The sequence below is a fragment of the Sphingobium sp. genome, assembly GCF_032153725.1.
Classification (GTDB): domain Bacteria; phylum Pseudomonadota; class Alphaproteobacteria; order Sphingomonadales; family Sphingomonadaceae; genus Sphingobium.
This window is the reverse complement of record NZ_JALDYQ010000035.1, coordinates 28,113-47,396: the sequence shown is the minus strand read 5'-3', so window position 1 is coordinate 47,396 and position 19,284 is coordinate 28,113. Positions and strand designations below refer to the sequence as shown.

20 protein-coding genes and 1 pseudogene are annotated in these 19,284 nt (G+C 62.8%); 10 read left to right on the top strand and 11 right to left on the bottom strand.

Going from position 1 to position 19,284, the window contains the following annotated elements; all coding sequences use genetic code 11:
- Nucleotides 1–320 (bottom strand): annotated as a pseudogene (locus RUH75_RS12915) (hypothetical protein); the annotation flags it as partial.
- Nucleotides 321–700: 380 nt separating this feature from the next.
- Between RUH75_RS12915 and RUH75_RS12910 the strand changes: the two are divergent.
- A complete protein-coding gene (locus tag RUH75_RS12910) occupies nucleotides 701–1,162 on the top strand; it encodes an Hsp20 family protein (RefSeq protein ID WP_313806524.1) in 462 nt (153 codons plus the stop codon).
- Between the two features lie 57 nt (nucleotides 1,163–1,219).
- Here RUH75_RS12910 and RUH75_RS12905 read toward each other — a convergent pair whose 3' ends face one another.
- The 8 genes from RUH75_RS12905 to ccmC form a co-directional block, all read right to left on the bottom strand.
- Complete coding sequence (locus RUH75_RS12905; protein WP_313806522.1) at nucleotides 1,220–3,148, bottom strand: potassium transporter Kup; 1,929 nt, start codon at nucleotides 3,146–3,148, stop codon at nucleotides 1,220–1,222.
- A 144-nt stretch (nucleotides 3,149–3,292) separates the two neighbouring features.
- Nucleotides 3,293–3,928 carry a cytochrome C biosynthesis protein gene (locus RUH75_RS12900; RefSeq protein WP_313806520.1) on the bottom strand — a complete coding sequence of 212 codons (636 nt, stop codon included), beginning with the start codon at nucleotides 3,926–3,928 and terminating at the stop codon, nucleotides 3,293–3,295.
- On the bottom strand, nucleotides 3,925–4,332 hold the full coding sequence (locus tag RUH75_RS12895; RefSeq protein ID WP_313806518.1) for a cytochrome c-type biogenesis protein: 408 nt from the start codon (nucleotides 4,330–4,332) through the stop codon (nucleotides 3,925–3,927). Before RUH75_RS12895 ends, RUH75_RS12900 begins: the two co-directional genes overlap by 4 nt.
- A complete protein-coding gene (locus RUH75_RS12890; RefSeq protein WP_313806516.1) occupies nucleotides 4,329–4,856 on the bottom strand; it encodes a DsbE family thiol:disulfide interchange protein in 528 nt (175 codons plus the stop codon). Before RUH75_RS12890 ends, RUH75_RS12895 begins: the two co-directional genes overlap by 4 nt.
- A complete protein-coding gene (locus RUH75_RS12885) occupies nucleotides 4,853–6,790 on the bottom strand; it encodes a heme lyase CcmF/NrfE family subunit (protein WP_313806514.1) in 1,938 nt (645 codons plus the stop codon). Before RUH75_RS12885 ends, RUH75_RS12890 begins: the two co-directional genes overlap by 4 nt.
- Before the next feature lie 13 nt (nucleotides 6,791–6,803).
- A complete protein-coding gene (gene ccmE, locus RUH75_RS12880; RefSeq protein ID WP_313806512.1) occupies nucleotides 6,804–7,250 on the bottom strand; it encodes a cytochrome c maturation protein CcmE in 447 nt (148 codons plus the stop codon).
- Between the two features lie 10 nt (nucleotides 7,251–7,260).
- Nucleotides 7,261–7,392: a hypothetical protein gene (locus RUH75_RS12875; protein WP_313806510.1), complete on the bottom strand. Its 132-nt coding sequence runs from the start codon at nucleotides 7,390–7,392 to the stop codon at nucleotides 7,261–7,263.
- 19 nt (nucleotides 7,393–7,411) lie between these two features.
- Nucleotides 7,412–8,146, bottom strand: a complete 735-nt coding sequence (gene ccmC, locus RUH75_RS12870; RefSeq protein WP_409592352.1) for a heme ABC transporter permease CcmC — start codon at nucleotides 8,144–8,146, stop codon at nucleotides 7,412–7,414.
- Nucleotides 8,147–8,337: 191 nt separating this feature from the next.
- Between ccmC and purF the strand changes: the two genes are divergently transcribed.
- Nucleotides 8,338–9,798 (top strand): amidophosphoribosyltransferase, encoded by a 1,461-nt coding sequence (gene purF, locus RUH75_RS12865; protein WP_313806506.1) that lies wholly within the window; start codon nucleotides 8,338–8,340, stop codon nucleotides 9,796–9,798.
- Nucleotides 9,799–9,884: 86 nt separating this feature from the next.
- Nucleotides 9,885–10,595: an SDR family NAD(P)-dependent oxidoreductase gene (locus RUH75_RS12860; protein WP_313806503.1), complete on the top strand. Its 711-nt coding sequence runs from the start codon at nucleotides 9,885–9,887 to the stop codon at nucleotides 10,593–10,595.
- Here the strand turns inward: RUH75_RS12860 and RUH75_RS12855 are convergent.
- Both RUH75_RS12855 and RUH75_RS12850 read right to left on the bottom strand, forming a co-directional pair.
- Entirely contained in the window at nucleotides 10,592–11,857 is a 1,266-nt protein-coding gene (locus tag RUH75_RS12855; protein ID WP_313806500.1) for a cyclopropane-fatty-acyl-phospholipid synthase family protein, read from the bottom strand. The genes RUH75_RS12860 and RUH75_RS12855 overlap by 4 nt on opposite strands.
- A 35-nt stretch (nucleotides 11,858–11,892) precedes the next feature.
- Nucleotides 11,893–12,135: a hypothetical protein gene (locus RUH75_RS12850; protein WP_313806498.1), complete on the bottom strand. Its 243-nt coding sequence runs from the start codon at nucleotides 12,133–12,135 to the stop codon at nucleotides 11,893–11,895.
- A 214-nt stretch (nucleotides 12,136–12,349) separates the two neighbouring features.
- On the opposite strand from RUH75_RS12850, the gene RUH75_RS12845 reads away from it, so the two are divergent.
- From RUH75_RS12845 to RUH75_RS12815, 7 genes are all read left to right on the top strand, one after another.
- The gene (locus RUH75_RS12845) at nucleotides 12,350–12,835 is read left to right on the top strand and encodes an RNA pyrophosphohydrolase (RefSeq protein ID WP_313806496.1); all 486 of its coding nucleotides are present in this window, start codon (nucleotides 12,350–12,352) and stop codon (nucleotides 12,833–12,835) included.
- A 43-nt stretch (nucleotides 12,836–12,878) separates the two neighbouring features.
- Nucleotides 12,879–13,778: a DUF481 domain-containing protein gene (locus tag RUH75_RS12840; RefSeq protein ID WP_313806494.1), complete on the top strand. Its 900-nt coding sequence runs from the start codon at nucleotides 12,879–12,881 to the stop codon at nucleotides 13,776–13,778.
- A gap of 45 nt (nucleotides 13,779–13,823) precedes the next feature.
- On the top strand, nucleotides 13,824–15,047 hold the full coding sequence (locus RUH75_RS12835) for a hydrolase (RefSeq protein ID WP_313806492.1): 1,224 nt from the start codon (nucleotides 13,824–13,826) through the stop codon (nucleotides 15,045–15,047).
- On the top strand, nucleotides 15,044–16,063 hold the full coding sequence (locus RUH75_RS12830) for an arginine N-succinyltransferase (protein WP_313806490.1): 1,020 nt from the start codon (nucleotides 15,044–15,046) through the stop codon (nucleotides 16,061–16,063). The genes RUH75_RS12835 and RUH75_RS12830 overlap by 4 nt, the downstream gene beginning before the upstream one ends.
- Nucleotides 16,060–17,319: an N-succinylarginine dihydrolase gene (locus RUH75_RS12825; RefSeq protein WP_313806488.1), complete on the top strand. Its 1,260-nt coding sequence runs from the start codon at nucleotides 16,060–16,062 to the stop codon at nucleotides 17,317–17,319. Before RUH75_RS12830 ends, RUH75_RS12825 begins: the two co-directional genes overlap by 4 nt.
- Before the next feature lie 25 nt (nucleotides 17,320–17,344).
- On the top strand, nucleotides 17,345–17,563 hold the full coding sequence (locus RUH75_RS12820) for a hypothetical protein (protein ID WP_313806486.1): 219 nt from the start codon (nucleotides 17,345–17,347) through the stop codon (nucleotides 17,561–17,563).
- Nucleotides 17,564–17,682: 119 nt separating this feature from the next.
- Nucleotides 17,683–19,152, top strand: a complete 1,470-nt coding sequence (locus RUH75_RS12815) for a cobyric acid synthase (protein ID WP_313806485.1) — start codon at nucleotides 17,683–17,685, stop codon at nucleotides 19,150–19,152.
- The last annotated feature ends 132 nt before the right edge of the window (nucleotides 19,153–19,284 follow it).

Below are 19,284 nucleotides of genomic sequence, written 5' to 3'. Positions count from 1 at the left end.
ACCGCATGGCCATTAAGGCCGACGATCTTGTCGAACAATTCGGCCCGGAAACCGTTCATCACGCTCATCACGATGATGAGCGCCGCCACGCCCAGCATCACCGCGACCAGGCTGATTCCGGCGACGAGGAAGATAAAGCCCTCCCCCTTGCCGGGCAGCAGGTAGCGTTTGGCAATCATGCGTTCGTATCGCGATAGAATCATGACGGCGCGGATGGCCTCTTGGACAGGGATATGGGCAGCCCGTCTAGCACGGTCCTGACCAACGGCAAGCATTGCCAGATTGTTGCACGCGCGCCACAGCGTGATCGGAAAAATCACAAGGGCCGGAAATAGCCCGTGACAGCAGACCGCTCTACTCATAGCACAGGCTTCGAAGCACAGGTAAAGGCCGTGGTTCAGGGATACTGCATCCCGTTTCGAGCTTAGGGGGCTAAGGAACGGTTGAGGCAGACCAAGGGGGAGACGAGTAATCGTCCATTAGCACCCGGGTCGTGAAAACACGGCCCGGGTGCTTTTCCTTTGCGTCTTCGCCGGGCGTCGCAGTTCGCGTGTCGACCTCCTCTTGAAACACTCTTCCGTCGAACCATATCGAATGCGTCCGGCCGCCACATGGGGTCGGACATTGTCGCCGGATGCCTGTTACGGGTCCGGCATGTTTATTTGGTTCTTTGGCATTTTGCTCTTAGGAGATCATGACAATGCGTGGTTTTGACCTGACCCCCTATCGCCGCTCGACCGTTGGCTTCGATCGCCTGTTCGACCTGATCGAAAACAATGCCCGGTTGCAGCAAGGCGACAATTACCCCCCTTTCAACATCGAGCGGCTTTCCGAGGATCGCTATCGCGTCACTCTGGCGGTGGCGGGTTTTCGTTCCGATGAGATCGACATCACGGCCCAGCAGAACCTCCTCCAGGTGACCGGACGGAAGGAAGAAGCCAATGGCGATCGTTCGCGTTTCCTGCATGTCGGCATCGCCAACCGCAGCTTCGAGCGCCGTTTCGAGCTTGCCGATTTCGTCCGCGTGGAAAAGGCGGACCTGGCCGACGGACTGTTGATCATCGAACTGGTGCGTGAAATCCCGGAAGCGATGAAACCGAAGAAAATCGCCATTAATGGCGGTCAACTCGTCGAAATCAACGGTGATCGCGACGCTGCCTGATCGGCGGCGTTGATGGGAAAACAGGGGCGGCGATTTCGTCGCCCCTGTTTTCGTGGATCAGATTTCGACCTGGCTTCCCAGCTCGACCACGCGATTGGTCGGAAGCCGGAAAAATTCCATCGCGCTTTCTGCGTTGCGCAGCATCCAGGCGAATATCTTCTCTCGCCAGAGCGGCATGCCCGGCTTGGCAGACGGCAGCAGGGTCTGCCGCGCAAGGAAGAAGCTGGTATCCATCATCCTGAATGCCTGTCCGCAGCCAGTCACATTTTTCAGCGCGGCGGGCACGTCAGGCTCCTGCATGAAGCCATATTGCAGCACGAGGCGGAAGAAGCCCCGGCCCAGATCCTCCAGCTTGCAGCGGCCGTCATCTTCGACCACGGGCACATCCTTGATCTTGACGGTCAACAGGATGACGCGTTCGTGCAGCACCTTGTTGTGCTTCAGATTGTGCAGCAGCGCATGGGGAACGCCGTCGGGAGTGGAAGTCATGAAAACCGCCGTGCCCGGCACTCGGACGGCGCTGTTTGCCGCCGACGCCACGAAGACGGGGATAGGCATCGCCGCTTCGCGCAGGCGATCCTGCACCAGCCGGCGTCCCCGCGACCAGGTGGTCAGCAAAGTGAAGATGACGAAGCCGATCAGCAACGGGAACCATCCGCCCGCCGGCACTTTGGTGAGATTGGCGGCCAGATAGGCGCCGTCCACCAGGAACAGCACCGTCAGCAGGGGCGCCGAATAATACCAGCGCCATTTCCACAGGCGATACAGCAGGACGGTCAGCAACAGATTGTCGATGAACATCGCGCCGGTGACGGCAATGCCATAGGCCGCCGTCAGATTGGACGACGTCTGGAATACCAGCACCAGCAGGATCACCATGACCATCAGCCCCCAGTTGATGAGGGGGATGTAAATCTGTCCGGCGGTCGATGCGCTGGTATGGGCGATCCGCAGGCGGGGCATGAAGCCCAGCTGGATCGCCTGCTGCGTCACGGAGAAGGCGCCCGAAATCACGGCCTGGCTGGCGATGATCGCCGCCAGCGTGGCAAGACCCACCAGTGGCAACTGGCCCCATTGCGGCGCCAGATAATAAAATGGACTGTGCAGCGCCGCAGCGCCTTCCCGGAACAGAAGCGCGCCCTGCCCCATATAATTCATCATCAACGCCGGCAGAACGAAGGTCAGCCACGACACCCGGATCGGACTGCGCCCGAAATGGCCCATGTCCGCGTATAGGGCTTCGGCGCCCGTCACCGCCAGCACGACCGCGCCAAGCGCCAGAAAAGCAGGCAGCGGGTCGGTCACGAAGAACATGACGGCCCAATAGGGATTGAACGCGTAGAGAATGCCAGGCGTCTTGATGATGCTGATGATGCCCAGAACCGCGATCGTCAGGAAATAGAACAGCATGATCGGGCCGAAGAGCGAGGCGACGCGATTCGTCCCCAGCCCCTGTATCCAGAACAGGCCCAGCAGGATGATGATGGCCGCAGGCAGGATGAGCGGGGCAAGGCTGGAATTGTAGACCGCCAGCCCTTCCACCGCCGACAGCACCGAAACCGCCGGAGTGATCATCGAGTCGCCATAGAAAAGCGAGGTCGCGAACACACCCAGCAGGATGATCCCCCGCGACCATCGCTGCGTCTTGGTCTGGCCGTTGATCAGCGCGAGCAGGGCGAGGCTGCCGCCCTCCCCCTTATTGTCCGCGCGCATGATGATGGTGACATATTTGAGCGTCACCACCAGCATCATCGACCAGAACATCAGGCTGATGACGCCCAATATGTGATCTGGATCAAGGTCCAGATGATGATGGCCGGCAAAGGTTTCACGAAATGCGTAGAGCGGACTGGTGCCGATATCGCCGAACACGATGCCTATGGCGCCCACGACCAGCTTGAACGTGGCCTTCTGTCCCGCATGGCCGTGATCATGGGTGCTTTCGTCGTCGGCGCGCGCGTCGCCGTTGCTATTCCCGTCAGCCATGGAAAAAATGCCGAATTGTCATGATCTTTGGACACCCGAGCGGGGAAATGTGGCCCGTCCTGTCATTCCGTAAGCCCCCGCAAACCGCCGCGCCCTATCATGGCTCCAGGATGGTGGCAATGATGCCGCTGCCGCTTCGATCGCTTATCGGCTTTCGCCGCTCAGCACGGCATCGATACGCGCGATATTGCTTTCGAGTTCCTTCCTGACCTCGCTGCCCTGGGGCGCGCTGGCGGCAAGCGGCGCCCACAGCGCGCGCGCTTCCTTGAGCTGCCCCGCGCGGGCCAGAGCCAGGCCATAGAAATAGCGCGGTGCCGGGCCGTCGGGATCGATCGCCATCGCCCGGCGATAGGCGAAGTCCGCCGCCGGAGAGAGCACGCCGCTCGCATGGGCGACCAGCGCATTGCCGAAGCCCAGCCACAAATTGGGGTCGTCGGGTGTTTCCCGCAGGCCTGAAAGCAGCACATTGGCCGCCTCCTTGGTCTTGCCCTGCCGACCAAGACCATCGGAGAGCAGCAGCCACTGCCCCGCCTTGCCATAGCGTTCCGCCATGCCCCGGCGTTGCTCGGCCAGTTTCTCGTCAAAGGCCGCCCCACCTTTTTCCGCCGATTGCCGGGGCGAGCCGGCCAGGCCGGGTCGCCCCTGCCAGGCATAGCCCGCCAGCCCGAGCAACAGGGCAGCCGCCGTGATCTCCCAGGCCGAACGCGGTATCCGCCCCACGGCCATGATCGCAGCCAGCGTCCCCATGGCGAGAGCCGCAGCGATGATCCACCCCGTCATGGTCGCCTCCGCTTGATTCGACCGCGCAGGATCAGCAGCCCCAACCCCAGGAACAGCAGCGGCGCTGCCCAGAGCGGCCAGAGGATCGGTTCGACCGTCGGCTCATAGCTGACCCAATCGCCATAGCGTTCGATCAGCCAGGCGCGGATATGTTCCGGCTGCTCGCCTGCCATGATGCGTTCACGGATTTGCGAACGCAGGTCGCCTGCCATGCTGGCATTGCTGTCGGCGATGGACTGGCTCTGGCAGGTGAGGCAGCGGATCGTTTCCATGAGCGCCCGCGCCTTCTTCTCCAGCCCGGGGTCCTCTATCTGGCGGTCGGCATAGGGAGCTGGCGGCAGCGCGGATTGCGCAAAAACAGGGGCGCTCAGCACCAATGCCAGCAGGGCGATCAGCACCCTCATTGCGCGCTCCTCAGCCGATCGAGGATCATCGGCACGTCATCTTCGCGAATATCGCCGACATGCTGGTAGGCGATCCGGCCCTGGCCGTCGATGACGAAGCTTTCAGGAACGCCGGAAGAACCGAGCGCGATCTGCACCTCGCTCCGCGCATCCAGGCCGATTCGGGAATAGGGATTGCCGTAGCGCCTGAGAAAAGCGTCGACATCGGGGCGGGCGTCGCGGATGGCAATAGCGTCGATCTCCACCCCCGCCTGCTTGAGCGCCATCAATTGCGGCGCTTCAGCGGCGCAGGGCACGCACCAGCTGGCGAAGATATTGAGCAGGCGCGGCTTGCCGCTGGTCAGCTGCGGATTGGAAAGCGGCGGCCGATCGCTCGCGGCCGGAGGCAAGGCGAAGGCAGGAAGCGGCTTGCCCACCAGCTTGGAACTGATGATCCGGTCGTCAGGATACAGCAGTCCGCTCGCAAACAGCCCGAAAAAGACGAGGAACAACAGCAGCGGCAGCCAGATCAGCAGCTTCCTCATGCCACCGCCTCCATGGCCATTCTGGCTCGCCATTTAAGCAGCCAGCCGCGCCGCTCCCGTCCGACCAGCGCCATAGCGCCGCCCAGCGCGATCAGGAAGCCGCCGAACCAGATCAGCGTTACAAAGGGTTTCCACCAGATGCGGAGCTGCCAGCGGCCCGCATCGGCTTCCTGCCCCAGCACGACATAGAGCTGGCCGTTCCAGCGCGTCAGCAGGGCCGCTTCGGTCGTTGTCGTCGGCGGAGAGGCGAAGAAGCGCGACTGCGGGTGGAGCAGCACCGGCTCGCCGCCCCGGCTCGCTTCCATATCGGCCTGGAGCGCGGTCCAATTGTCGCCTGCAATCGGCAATATCTGTTTGAAGCGAATCGTCCAGCCGGCCGTCTCCACCGTGTCGCCGGGACGCGCCGCCACCAGCTTCTCCACCGTGAAGGCCGAATCGCAGGCCATGCCCGCCAGGCTGACCGCGCAGCCCAGATGCGCGATCACCATCCCCCAGGTGAACAGCGGCGTCCGGCGCAGATTGCGCTTCCAGAGCGGCGCCACGCTGCCAACCGCGACTGCCAGCGCGATCACCAGTCCAAGGAAGGGCAGAACGCCGATCCGTCCCCAGGCCAGCACGGCAAGAAGAACAAACACAAGCCCGCCCATGGCGAGCGGGATCGCCATGCGCCGGGTCACTTCGCGCATCCGGTCACGGCGCCAGCGGGTCAGCGGCCCCAGGATCATGGCCACCATGAGCGTCAGCGCGATCGGGCCTGCAATGCGATCGAAATAGGGTGCGCCCACCGACACCTTATGACCGAACGCCTCTGTCATCAGCGGATAGAGCGTGCCGATCAGCACCAGTCCCAATATCACCGAGAGCAACAGGTTGTTGACTACCAGCATGGTTTCCCGGCTGACCAGTTCAAACGGCGCGCCTTCGCGGACCGCTCCTACGCGCCAGCCGAACAGCGCCAGCGCACCGCCGATATAGATGCCGAGCAGGGCCAGGATGAAGGTGCCACGCTCCGGATCGACGGCGAAGGCATGAACGCTGGTCAAAATGCCCGATCGGACCAGGAAGGTGCCAACCATCGACATGGAAAAGGCGACCACCGCCAGCATCACCGTCCAGGCTCGCAGGGCGTCGCGCGTCGCCAGCACGGTCACGCTGTGCAGCAGCGCTGTCGCCGCCAGCCACGGCATGAGCGAGGCGTTTTCCACCGGGTCCCAGAACCACCAGCCGCCCCAGCCCAGCTCATAATAAGCCCAATAGCTGCCCGCCGTGATCCCCAGCGTCAGCAGGATCCACGCGCCCAATACCCAGGGTCGCATGGCGCGGGCGAAGGCGGCGTCGACCTGCCGGGTCAGCAGCGCGCCGACCGCGAAGGAAAAGGCGACGGACAGCCCGACATAGCCCAGATAAAGCGTCGGCGGATGGAAGGCCAGGCCCGGGTCCTGCAATAGCGGGTTCAACCCCTGCCCGTCCGCCGGCGGCGGATCGATGCGGGCAAAGGGATTGGAGGCGAAGAGCAGGAAGGCGTAGAAACCCAGGCTGATCGCCGCCTGCCCGCCCAGCGTCGCCATATGGGTTTCACGTCGCAGAGCCCGTTCGAACAGCGCAACGGCCGATCCCGCGACACCCATCACCGTGACCCAGAGCAGCATCGACCCTTCATGATTGCCCCAGGTTCCGGCAAATTTGTAGAGCCAGGGTTTCATCGAATGGCTGTTGGTGACGACCAGCAGGACCGACATGTCCGATTGCAGGAACAATGTGATCAACAGGGCGAAGGCGATCGCCGTCAGCAATCCCTGTGCCACCGCCACGGGCCGCACCGCGCCCAGCAGTTCGCTCTTGCCGCCCGCCAAGCCAAACGCCGCCAACAACAGTTGAAGCAGCGCCAGCGACGCGGCGAGCCATAAGGCGGCCAGGCCAGCCTCAGCGATCATGCGCGCCCTCGCTTCACCGATCCACCTTCATCTTGTGGGTCTTCTCGTCATAGCTCATGCCCTTGAGTTCGCGCGGCATGTAGCGCTCGTCATGCTTGGCGAGCAGATTGGTGGCCTGGAAAGTGCCTCCGGCATCGAAGGCGCCTTCGGCCACGACGCCGGACCCTTCGCGAAACAGATCGGGGGCGATTCCCCTGAAGCTCGCCGGGACAGTCGCCTTGCCGTCGGTCACGTCGAAATGGATGGTGACGCCGTCGCCGGCGCGCTTGAGGCTGCCCTTCACCACCATGCCGCCAAGCCGGATCGCCTTGCCCGGTTCCACGCCCTTGGTCCTGACGTCATTGGGCGCGTAAAAATAGGCAGCTTCGTCCTTGAGCGCGGACATCGCCAGCAAGGCCGCGCCGACCAGCGCGACCAGCGCCGCCAAAGCCAGGATCAATCGTTGATGCTTCGCCTTCATGATGGGGCCTTCATGACCGGTCCGCCAGTTGCTGCGCCCTTGCTTCAGCGCCGCGCATGGCACGCCAGCTGAGCAGGCTGATGAGGCCCGTGCCCGACAAGGTCAGCGCATAGGCGCCGATCACGAAAGCCCACTGGTTCATCCTCTCACCCTCGCGCCCGTCATCCTCGAGCAAGCCGCTGCATCCGCGCCTCGATCTTGTTCCGCGCCAATATGGCGCGCATGCGCATCAGCACTATCGCGGCGAAAAGCAAGGTGAATCCGATCAACGTGAAGCCGAGCGGCCAAAGCAGCGAGGCGTCGATGCTGGAGCCCCGCAGGGTGATGCTGGGCCCCTGATGCAGGCTGTTCCACCACACCACCGACCGGTTGATGATCGGAATGTTGATGGCGCCGACCAGTCCGAAAATGGCGGTCACGGGGCTGACCCCGCCCGCGCCCTGCCCTTGACCGTGCCGAGCGCTGGCATTGGCGAGCGCGATATAGCCAAGATAGAGGAAGAACAGCACGAGCATGGAGGTCATGCGCCCGTCCCATTCCCACCATGTGCCCCAGGTCGGTCGCCCCCAGATGGAACCGGTGATCAGGCAGATCGCCGTGAAGAAGGCGCCGGGCGTCGCGATGGCGCGCCCTGCCACGGCCGCGAGCGGATGACGCCAGACCAGTTGCATCAGCGCGGCGATCGCGATCCCGGTCCATCCGCCCATGCCCAGCCAGGCAGACGGCACATGAATATAGAGGATGCGCACGGTATCGCCCTGAAGATAATCCGCCGGCGTCACGAACAGGCCGCATGCCGCACCGGTCAGCAAAAGGGCGAGGCCCGGCCAGAACAGCCAGCTCGTCAAGGGACGCGCTATCTTCAGGAAGCGAGCGGGATTGGCGAAACGATGCATCAGGATGAGGCTCTTAGCCGTCCGCAAGCGCCAAAGCCAGTAGGCCTTTTTCCCAATTTCGCGCGCCTGCGGCGACGGCTTCCCGCCCTTTTTTATGACAGACAGGCGACAAATCGTCCCCGACACACTATATGCGCGCGTATGCCACCCCGATGGGGCGGACAGGATTGGCAGTGGACCACCAAAAGCCCATGTTTACGACGAACCCGTTCGACGACGACAAACTGCGTGAGGAATGCGGCATCTTCGGCGTTTTCAACGCTGAAACCGCCTCCGCCATGGTTGCGCTTGGCCTTCATGCGCTTCAGCACCGCGGGCAGGAAGCAGCCGGCATCACCAGCTGGGACGGCCATGATTTCCATACCCATCGGGCAATGGGACATGTGGCCGGAAATTTCGATCGCGATGAAGTGATTCGGGGCCTGCCCGGCGGCGCGGCCTGTGGCCATGTCCGCTATTCCACGACAGGCGAAACCTCGCTGCGCAACGTCCAGCCGCTTTATGCGGAGTTGAGTTCGGGCGGTTTCGCGGTTGCGCATAACGGCAATATTTCCAATGCCATGAAACTGCGTCGCGAGCTTATCCGTCGCGGCTCCATCTTCCAGTCGACCTCCGACACGGAGGTCATCATTCACCTGGTGGCGACATCCACCTACCGGACCCTGCTCGACAAGTTCATCGATGCGCTGAAGCAGGTCGAAGGCGCCTATTCGCTGATCGTCATGACGCCGGAGGGCATGATCGCCTGCCGCGATCCCCTGGGCATCCGGCCGCTGGTGATGGGCAAGCTGGGCGATTCGATCATCTTCGCTTCGGAAACCGTGGCGTTCGACGTGGTGGGCGCCGAGCATGTGCGCTCGATCGAGCCGGGCGAGCTGGTCATCGTCACCCATGACGGCGAAGTGCGCAGCCACCGCCCCTTTGGCGAGACGCACGCACGCCCCTGCATTTTCGAGCATGTCTATTTCAGCCGCCCCGATTCGGTGGTCGACGGCGCCAGCGTCTATTCGGTTCGCAAGGCGATCGGCGCGCAGCTGGCCATCGAAAATCCGGTCGAGGCGGATTATGTGATCCCCGTGCCCGACAGCGGCGTGCCGGCAGCGATCGGCTATGCCCAGCAATCGGGCATTCCGTTCGAGCTGGGCATCATCCGCTCGCACTATATCGGCCGCACCTTCATCCAGCCGGGCGACAAGGTCCGCCATCTGGGCGTGAAGCTGAAGCATAATGCCAATCGCGCCCTGATAGAAGGCAAGCGGATCGTGCTGATCGACGATTCGATCGTGCGCGGCACCACCAGCCTGAAGATCGTGCAGATGATGCGCGAAGCGGGGGCCAAGGAAGTGCATATGCGCATCGCCAGCCCGCCGACGAAGCATAGCTGCTTCTACGGCGTCGACACGCCGGAACGGGCCAAACTACTGGCGCACCGCCTGGATATCGGCGGCATGCAGGAGTTCATCCACGCCGATAGCCTGTCCTTCATCTCGATCGATGGTCTTTACAAGGCGCTGGGCGAGGCCAAGCGAGCGGACATCCGGCCGCAATATTGCGATGCCTGCTTCACCGGCGACTATCCGACCACCCTGACCGATCAGGACGAAGTCGTGGTGCAGAAGCAGCTGGAGTTGCTGGCCGAGCGGGTGGTCTGACCCCCCTTTTTCTTCCGTTGAACGGACAAGCCCGTTGCCCTGCGGCTTCGGGCTTGTCGCTTGCCTGACCCCATGAGGGATATTCCATGTCGACCCAGCCTCTTTCGGGCAAGCTTGCCTTAGTCACCGGCGCGAGCCGCGGCATCGGCGCCGCTACAGCGGAAGCGCTGGCCTGCGCCGGCGCCCATGTCATCCTGACCGCGCGGACCGGCGGCGGACTCGAAGAAGTGGAGGATCGCATCCACCAGGCTGGCGGTCACGCAACCATCGCGCCGTTGGACCTGATCGATGGCGAAAGCATCGGGCGGTTGGCGCAGGCCATTTCGGGGCGCTGGCAGGCGCTGGATATATTGATGCTCAATGCGGCCACGCTGGGCAGCCTGGCTTCTGTTCCGGCCATCGATGCCAAGGAATTCGCGCGGTTGCTGACGCTGAATATCGCCGCGCCACAGGCTCTCATCGCGGCGTTTGACGGCATGCTTCGGGCGAGTTCCGATGCGCGGGTGGTGGCGCTCACCTCTTCCGTCGGCGCACAGCCGCGCGCCTATTGGGGAGCCTATGGCGCCTCGAAGGCGGCGCTGGAGACTCTGGTGGGCGCCTATGGCGAGGAAGTGAAGAATATTTCCGCCATCCGTACCCATATCGTCGACCCGGGCGCCACGCGGACGGCGATGCGCGCGCGGGCTTTCCCCGGTGAAGATCCGGCAACGCTGAAGGAACCCGCAACGGTAGGGCAGGCCATTGTCGATCTGGTCGTCGCGGACACGCCGAGCGGTTATCGGACGCGCGTGGATTAAGCCGGCTTCACCAGCGTGACCTGCGCGACGTCGATCGTGCCGCCACGGAAGCCCCCTTCGCAATACATCAGATAATAGCGCCAGAGATCGACAAAATGCTGGTCGAAACTGGCGGGCAGCCATCCCTTGTCGATGGTTCGGTCAAACCGTTCGCGCCAGCGCCGCAGCGTTTCGGCATAATGCTGGCCGAAGCGGCGCACATTGCGCCATTCCAGGCCCTGCCCCTCCGCCAGGGCACGAAAGCGGCTTTCCGAAATCAGCATGCCGCCGGGGAAGATATAGGTCTGGATGAAATCGGCGTTCCGCACATAGCCTTCGAATATGGCGTCATCGATCAATATATACTGGATCGCCGCCCTGCCGCCGGGCTTCAGCAGGCGCGCAATCGCCCCGACATAGGCGGGCCAATAGCGTTCACCAACCGCCTCCACCATTTCCACGCTGGCGATGGCGTCATATTGCCCCTGGGCATCACGATAATCCCGCAGAACGATGTTCGCTCCCGAGCCTAGCCGGTCACGGGCATATTTCGCCTGTTCGACGGACAATGTGAGGCCGTCATAGCGGATCGGACACCGCGCCATGGCCTGTTCGGCAAGGCCGCCCCAGCCACAGCCGATCTCCAGCAGCGCATTGCCTTCGCGCAGATCGAGTCGGTCGAGAATGGCATCGGCCTTCCTTTGCTGCGCCCGCTCCAGGCTTTCGATCCGATCGTCAGGATCACGGAACAGGCCGCTGGAATAATGCATGCCCTTGTCCAGCCACAACCCATAGAAATCATTCCCAAGGTCATAATGGTAGGCGATGTTGCGACGTGATCCCTTGCGGCTGTTGCGACGCGCCCAATGCGCCAGCCGGCCCATCCAGCGCACAGGTCCGCGGGATCGGGCGACATTGCCGAGCGACACGGCATTGGCCATGAACAGCGCGAACAGCGAAACGGGGTCGGGACTGGTCCATTCGCCGCGAGCCCAGGCCCTGTACCAACCCGCCGATCCGCCCACAATCAGGCGAAGCAGCGCACGCCAGCGCAGCAGATGCACCTCGCATTCCGGGCCCGGCGCGCGGCAACCCAGCAAGCGTCGAGTGCCGTCAGGCAATATAGCGTGCAGCGAGCCCTTCTCCAGCCCCAGATCGATGCGGTCGAGCAGCCTGTGGAATTGCAGGCCCGCCAGCTGGCCCAACCAGCCATGGCTGCGGCGGTCCAGCGGTCGCCTTGCCGGCATGGCCGCCCTGCCGCGACGGGGATCGATTGCGTTCATTCTTTCATTCTGCCCGATGGTTTACGGCATCGCAATCATGGCTTGCTACGGCGACAAGCGGGCAAGGCCCCCTCTCCGGGAGTCCAGTCGTTGGCAAAGGCCACTGCCCAGTCCGGCTTCGCCGGCAGAAGGCGGCCATCATCGAGCGAATCGCCATGCGGCCAGCGCGCCGCTGCGGCAGGCGGCATCTTTTCCATCACCGCGCAGGCAAAGGTCCCGCCGCTGGGCGATCGCCTTTTCCGCTTTGCGCCACCAGGGCTCAAAATGGTGCAGTGCATGAATGCGCCGGGCCCCCCGTTTCGCGGGCAATCCTTGCAAGCTCCTCGACACGATCGCCTTTGATCCCATTTGACACGCGGGCGGCACAAATTGCCGCGCCGATAATTTTCGCCCATGGACGGGGGGCTCACTGCCGCTTATTCTCGCACTGCACAAAGCACATGTCCGCGTCAGGCGCGGACGGCGTGCCGGACATAACGATCAGGGACTATGATGGCGTCGATGCCGAATGATTCAGAACTCGCCTACCGGCCGTGCGTCGGTATCATGCTCGTCAACATGGACGGCAAGGTCTTCGTGGGCCAGCGGCTCGATAACGTGGTCGAGGCGTGGCAGATGCCGCAGGGTGGCGTCGATGATGGAGAGGATGTCAAGACGGCCGCGCTTCGGGAACTGGGTGAGGAAACCGGCATCATCCGCGATCATGTCGAATTCATTGCCAAGGCCCAGGACGAGCATTTCTACGATCTGCCGCCGGAACTGATCGGAAAGCTGTGGGGCGGCAAATATCGCGGGCAGCGGCAATATTGGTTTCTCGCGCGTTTCCTGGGCACTGACAGCGACATCAACATTCAGACCGCGCACCCTGAATTCCGCGACTGGAAATGGGCGGAACCGGAAAGCCTGCCTGACCTGATCGTGCCGTTCAAACGGAAGCTCTATCGGGATATCCTTCAGGAATTCAGGGCTTTGATCTGAAAAGAGGGTTAAAATCCGCCATCATGCCGGTATGAGGAGGCGCATGCGCTATTGCCTGGCACTCCTGCCCCTTCTCGTCGCGACACCGGCCCGGGCCGATTATCCGGTGCTCCTGCCTCCTTCCGTGCGGGAGATGCTGGAAGCGGCGATCGCCAATGGCAATGAGGCGGAAATCGCGACGGTCGCCAAGATCGCGCGGCAGACCAATCCCGGTTCCGCCGACGAGATTCAGCGCATGGTCAAAAGCTGGAAGGAGCGGACGAGGGCGACGCAGGAAACCGTCATACGCGAAGCCCGCTTCACCGAATTATGGACCGGCAAGGTCGAGGGCGGGGGTTTTCGCTCCACCGGCTCCACCAGTGAAATCGGCATCAGCGCGAGTGCCGCGATCAAGCGCACCGGCATCCAGTGGTCACACAAGCTGGCCGCCAGCATCGATTACCGGCGCGCCAACGGGGTGACGTCTCGCGAACGTTACACCGCCAGTTATGAGCCGCGTTATGAGTTCGACCCCAGGGGCTTTGCCTATGGCCTCACCCAGTTCGAGCGGGACACTTCGATCGGCTATGACGAACGCTACACCGCATCGGCGGGGATCGGTTACAAGATCATCGTCAGCAAGCCGATGGAACTTTCCCTGGATGCGGGCCCATCGATTCGTCACGCGAAATATGTGATCGGGGCGCGCGAAACCAAGTTGGGCGCTCGTGCCTCCATGGACCTTGCCTGGCGGCTGGCGCCGACGCTGGTGTTCAAACAGGCCGCATCGGGTTATGTGGAGAGCGATGTGTACACGCTCAACTCGCTGACCTCGCTCGTGACCAAGGTGGGCACGCGCTGGTCGGCAGCCTTTTCCTATAATGTGCAATATGAATCGGAGACGCTGCTGTCGGCACGGGACTTCGATACCCTCAGCCGGCTGACCCTGACCTACGACTTTTAAGGCCGGGGGTGGAGGCCTCGTCTCCGCTCTGATAGGGTCACCGGGATGAGAGGCATTTCGTCGTTCGAACGGGGAGTCATGGAAAGCGCCGCAGATGCGCCCATGCTCGCCCGGACTGAAGAATGGGCAAGGGTCAACAGCGGATCGCGCAATCTGCCCGGCCTTGCGACCATGGCCCACATGCTTTCCCATGCCTTTGCAGCCCTGCCGGGCGAAATTTCCCTGATCGATCCTGCCCCGGTCCGGATGCCGGGACCGGACGGCAGGATGAACGCGCTCGATCACGGGCGGCATCTCTGCCTCTCCGTGCGGCCGCAGGCGCCCGTGCAGATTCTGCTTACCGGGCATATGGACACGGTATTCCCGGCCGATCATGCCTTTCAGACGCTACAATGGGTCGATCCGACGACCCTGAACGGTCCGGGCGTGGCCGACATGAAGGGCGGGCTTGCTGTCATGCTGGCCGCGTTGATGGCCGTGGAGGCGGCGCCCGGCGCGGAACGGATTGGCTATGATGTGATCGTCAACAGCGATGAGGAAGTCGGCAGCCCGTCCTCCGCGGCCCTGTTGCGGCAGGTTGCGACCGGAAAGCTCGCAGCCTTCACCTATGAGCCTGCCCTGCCCGACGGAACGCTGGCTGGAGCGCGCGCGGGCAGCGGCAATTTCGCGATCGTCGTCACGGGAAAAAGCGCCCATGCCGGGCGCAATCCGCAGGATGGCCGCAACGCTTTGCTGGCGGCCGCCGATCTGGCGTTGCGGCTGAAGCGGGGCAGCGGGACGGGATTTTCCTGCAATCCGGCGCGGATAGAAGGCGGCGGTCCCAATAATGTCGTGCCCGACCATGCAGTCCTGCACGTCAATTTCCGTCCCCGGACGCCAGTTGATGAACAGGCGGCGGATCAATTGCTGAACGATGTCATGGCCCAGATTGCGCGGGAACATGACGTGACGCTTCACCGGCATGGCGGTTTCGGCCGGCCACCCAAGCCGATGGATGCCAAGGCTCAGGCTTTGTTTGGCCTTGTCCGGCAGTGCGGGGCGGATCTGGGTCTTTCCATCGGCTGGCGAGACACTGGCGGCGTGTGCGACGGTAATAATATCGCGGCCTGCGGCGTGCCTGTGGTCGATACAATGGGCGTGCGCGGCGGAAATATTCACAGCGATTCGGAATATCTAATCGTCGACAGCCTGGCCGAACGGGCGCAACTGTCGGCGCTGGCATTGTTGCGCATCGCAGAGGGGCGTTTCACGAAAGGGGCGAAGGCGTGAGTTTTTTCATGCGTACCGCGCGCGCGGGCGATCTCCAGACCCTTTATGAAATGGCCAAGCTGACGGGAGGCGGCTTCACCAATCTCCCGCCCGACCGACAGTCGCTCGCCGCCAAGCTGGAGCGGACGGAACAGGCGCTGATGCGGGAAAGTGAAGGCGTCGAGGATGAACTGATCGTCATGGTGCTGGAGAACAGCCAGACCGGTCAGGTCCGGGGCACATGCCAGATATTCGGCAAGGTGGGGCAGAATTGGCCCTTCTACTCCTATCGCCTAGGCGTGCTGACCCAGCATAGCCGGGAGCTTTCCCGCACGTTCCGGGCCGAGATGCTGTCGCTGACCACCGATCTGGAAGGATCGACGGAGGTGGGAGGGCTGTTCCTGCATCCGCGCGAGCGGGCGGAAGGACTGGGCCTGCTGCTGGCGCGCAGCCGCTATCTTTACATCCGCAACCATCGCGAACGCTTTGGCGAACGCATCATTGCGGAACTGCGCGGGGTGATCGACGAAGCGGGCGGCTCTCCCTTCTGGGATGGCCTTGCCGGGCGCTTCTTCGGCATGAGCTTTCAGGAGGCGGACGAGTTCAACGCAGTGAACGGCAACCAGTTCATCGCGGACCTGATGCCCAAGACGCCGATCTACACCGCCATGCTGACCGACAGCGCCCGCAGCGTCATCGCCATGCCCCATCCCAATGGCCGCGCGGCCATGCGGATGCTGGAGACGGAAGGATTTTCCAATCCGGGCTATGTCGACATTTTCGATGGCGGCCCGACCATGGTGGGGCAGATCAATTCGCTGCGGACCATCGCCCATGCCGCCGACGTGACGCTGGGCGCGATTGAAGAAAAAGGCGGGGACAAGGTGCTGGTCGCCACCGGACGGCTTGCGGACTATCGGTGCACTTACGGCTTCGTCACGGAACGGGACGATGGGACAATGGCGCTCGACAGGGCGTCGGCGGACTTGCTCGGACTGGAGCCGGGACAGGGTTTCACCATGGCGGAACGCGCATGACGGCAAGGGAAATCAATTTCGACGGCCTGGTCGGCCCCAGCCACAATTACGCGGGCCTCAGCCTCGGCAATCTGGCCTCGTCACGCAATGCGGGCGCGATATCCCATCCCAGAGGGGCTGCTTTGCAGGGGATCGAAAAGATGCGCTGCAATATCCGTCTGGGGCTGACCCAGGGACTATTCCTGCCCCAGTGGCGACCCGACGGAGCTTGGCTGACGGCTCTGGGAACCGATGTCGGCAATGCCGATGCGCATATCCGCGCCGCCGCCATGTCGGCTTCATCCATGTGGGCGGCTAATGCCGCCACGGTATCGCCGGCGGCCGATACGGCAGACGGACGAACCCATATGACCGTCGCCAATCTCGTGACCATGCCGCACCGCAGCCATGAATGGCCGCAAACGCTGGCGCAATTGCGGCTCGCCTTCTCCGACCAGAGCGCCTTTGCCGTGCATGGCCCTGTCCCCGCCCCCTTCGGTGATGAAGGCGCGGCCAATCATATGCGCCTGTGCGACCATCACGGGACCACGGGCGTGGAGGTGTTCGTCTACGGCCAGTCGGGCGGCCCCTTTCCTGCCCGCCAGCATCTGGAGGCGAGCAAGGCGGTCGCGCGGCTGCATCGGCTTGATCCGGGGCGCACGCTGTTCGTCATGCAGTCGGAAGAAGCGATAGCAGCGGGAGCCTTCCACAACGACGTCGTCGCCGTCGCCAATGAACGCGTCCTTTTCACGCATGAGCAGGCCTTTGCCGACAAGGAGGGGTTCTACGCCGATCTGCGCGCGAAACTGCCGTCGGTTGAGATCATCGAGGTTCCGGCCAGCGCCATCAGCCTTTCCGATGCCATCCGAAGCTATATTTTCAACGCGCAGCTGGTCACCTTGCCGGATGGAGGGATGGCGCTGATCCTGCCGACCGAGGCGCGGGAGACGCCTGCCATATGGTCCTGGCTGGAAGCGATGGTCGCAGGCAATGGCCCGATCCGGCAACTTGTGTCCGTCGATGTTCGGCAATCCATGGCCAATGGCGGCGGGCCTGCCTGTCTGCGCCTGCGCGTGGTAGCCGATCCTGCTTATATCGACCCGCGCTTTCTGGTGGATGAGGCAAAGCTGGACGGCATTGCCGCTATTGTTGCAGCTTATTGGCCCGAAGCCATCGCGCCCGGCGATCTGGCTGACACCCGCCTGATCGCCCGGATCGAACAATCATGGTTAACGCTTGTTGACCATTTGCAGCTTTCGGGCGATTTAATTCCCTAGCGGCAGAGAAGCCGAGTGGAATCAGATGGAACGGATCAAGCGCCTTTTCACCATCAAGACCAAGTTCGAGGCGTTTCTGATGATCTACGCTCTGGCCCTTGGCGCGACTGAACGGGGTGTTGTTTATATGCAGCAATATCCGGGCACTGGCGGGCATCTGTTGGCGCTGGTCTGCACAGGCAGCGTTTTCCTGGCGGGCGGCATGATCCTGGATGCCGTCGAGATGCGGCGTAGCTCCCTTTAGAGGCATTCTTTGCTTTCCGTAATTTAGCTGCGCTGGCCTGCGGCTCCGAGCCGCCCGATGTGCCATCTGGCTTGAAATCACTCTTGTAACGCACGCCCGCGCCATGCAGGAGCGGCGCCATGGCTGCCATCATGCTTCAGGGAACGGGTTCGGACGTCGGCAAATCCTTGCTGGTCGCCGGGCTTTGCCGCGCGCTGGTCCGTCGCGGCCATGGCGTCCGGCCGTTCAAGCCGCAGAATATGTCGAACAATGCCGCAGTGACGGTCGACGGCGGAGAGATCGGACGGGCGCAAGCGCTTCAGGCGATTGCCGCCGGAGTCGAACCCCACACCGACATGAACCCTGTCCTGCTGAAGCCGCAGGCCGATCGCACGTCGCAACTCGTCGTGCATGGCCGGGTACGCGGCAATCTGGGCAGCGGCAATTTCCGGTCGGCGCGCGGCGGATTGCTGGACGCTGTCATGACCAGCTACCACCGGTTGCGATCGCAATGCGATATCGTCGTGGTGGAGGGCGCCGGATCGCCGGCCGAAGTCAATCTGCGCGCGGGCGACATCGCCAATATGGGCTTTGCGCGGGCCGCCAATGTACCGGTGATACTGGTAGGCGACATCGACCGGGGCGGCGTGATCGCGGCCATCGCCGGGACCCGGGCCGTCACCGACCCGGCCGACGCCGCGATGATCAGGGGGTTCCTGATCAACAAATTCCGGGGCGATCCCGCGCTGTTCGAAGACGGATATCGCCATATCGAACGTTTGACCGGCTGGAAGGGCTTTGGCGTCATTCCCTGGCTCGATCAGGCCAGCCGTCTGCCAAGCGAGGATGCGGTGATATTGGAGCGCAGGCGGGGCGGCATGGGTGAACGGCTGGTGATCGCCTGCCCGATCCTGCCGCGCATCGCCAATTTCGACGATCTCGATCCATTGAAGCTGGAGCCGGGCGTCGATGTCGTCATGGTGCCGCCGGGCCAGCCCATTCCAGCCGAAGCCGCGCTCATCATCCTGCCGGGATCGAAGGCCACGATAGCCGATTTGCAGGCGGTTCGCGATCAGGGATGGGACATCGACATTCGCGCGCATCACCGGCGCGGACGGCCGATTTTGGGCATTTGCGGCGGCTATCAGATGTTGGGCCGAAGCATAAGCGATCCCGATGGGATCGAAGGCGCGCCCGGCTGCGTCAACGGGCTGGGCCTGCTGGACGTGGAAACCCGGCTTACACCCATCAAGACATTGGAAAGAACGACCGGAACCGCGCTGGGGCAGGCATTTTCAGGTTATGAAATGCATGTCGGCATGACCGAGGGAACCGACTGCGCGCGCCCCTTCGCCATGATGGAGCGCGATCGGCCGGATGGTGGATCAAGCCAGGACGGCTTGGTGATGGGTACTTATGTCCATGGCCTGTTTGCCAGCACCGCCCTGCGCGCCGCCTTTCTGGCGCGGCTTGGCCACCGGTCGGCGCTTGGCGACTATCAGGCGTCGGTGAATGAAGCGCTGGATCAGATCGCGATCCAACTGGAAGAGCATGTCGACATGGAAGCGCTGATCCGGATCGCCATCACCCGAAAGGCCGCAGGCGCGTAAAAAATTGCGCCATCGCGGCACAGATGCGCATCTATGCTATTGGTTATATTTACGGAAAATCGGCAACATCCTATACTAAACCATTGGACATAACGCTAATAATATAGCCGACATGGGGGGCAACTTATGTTG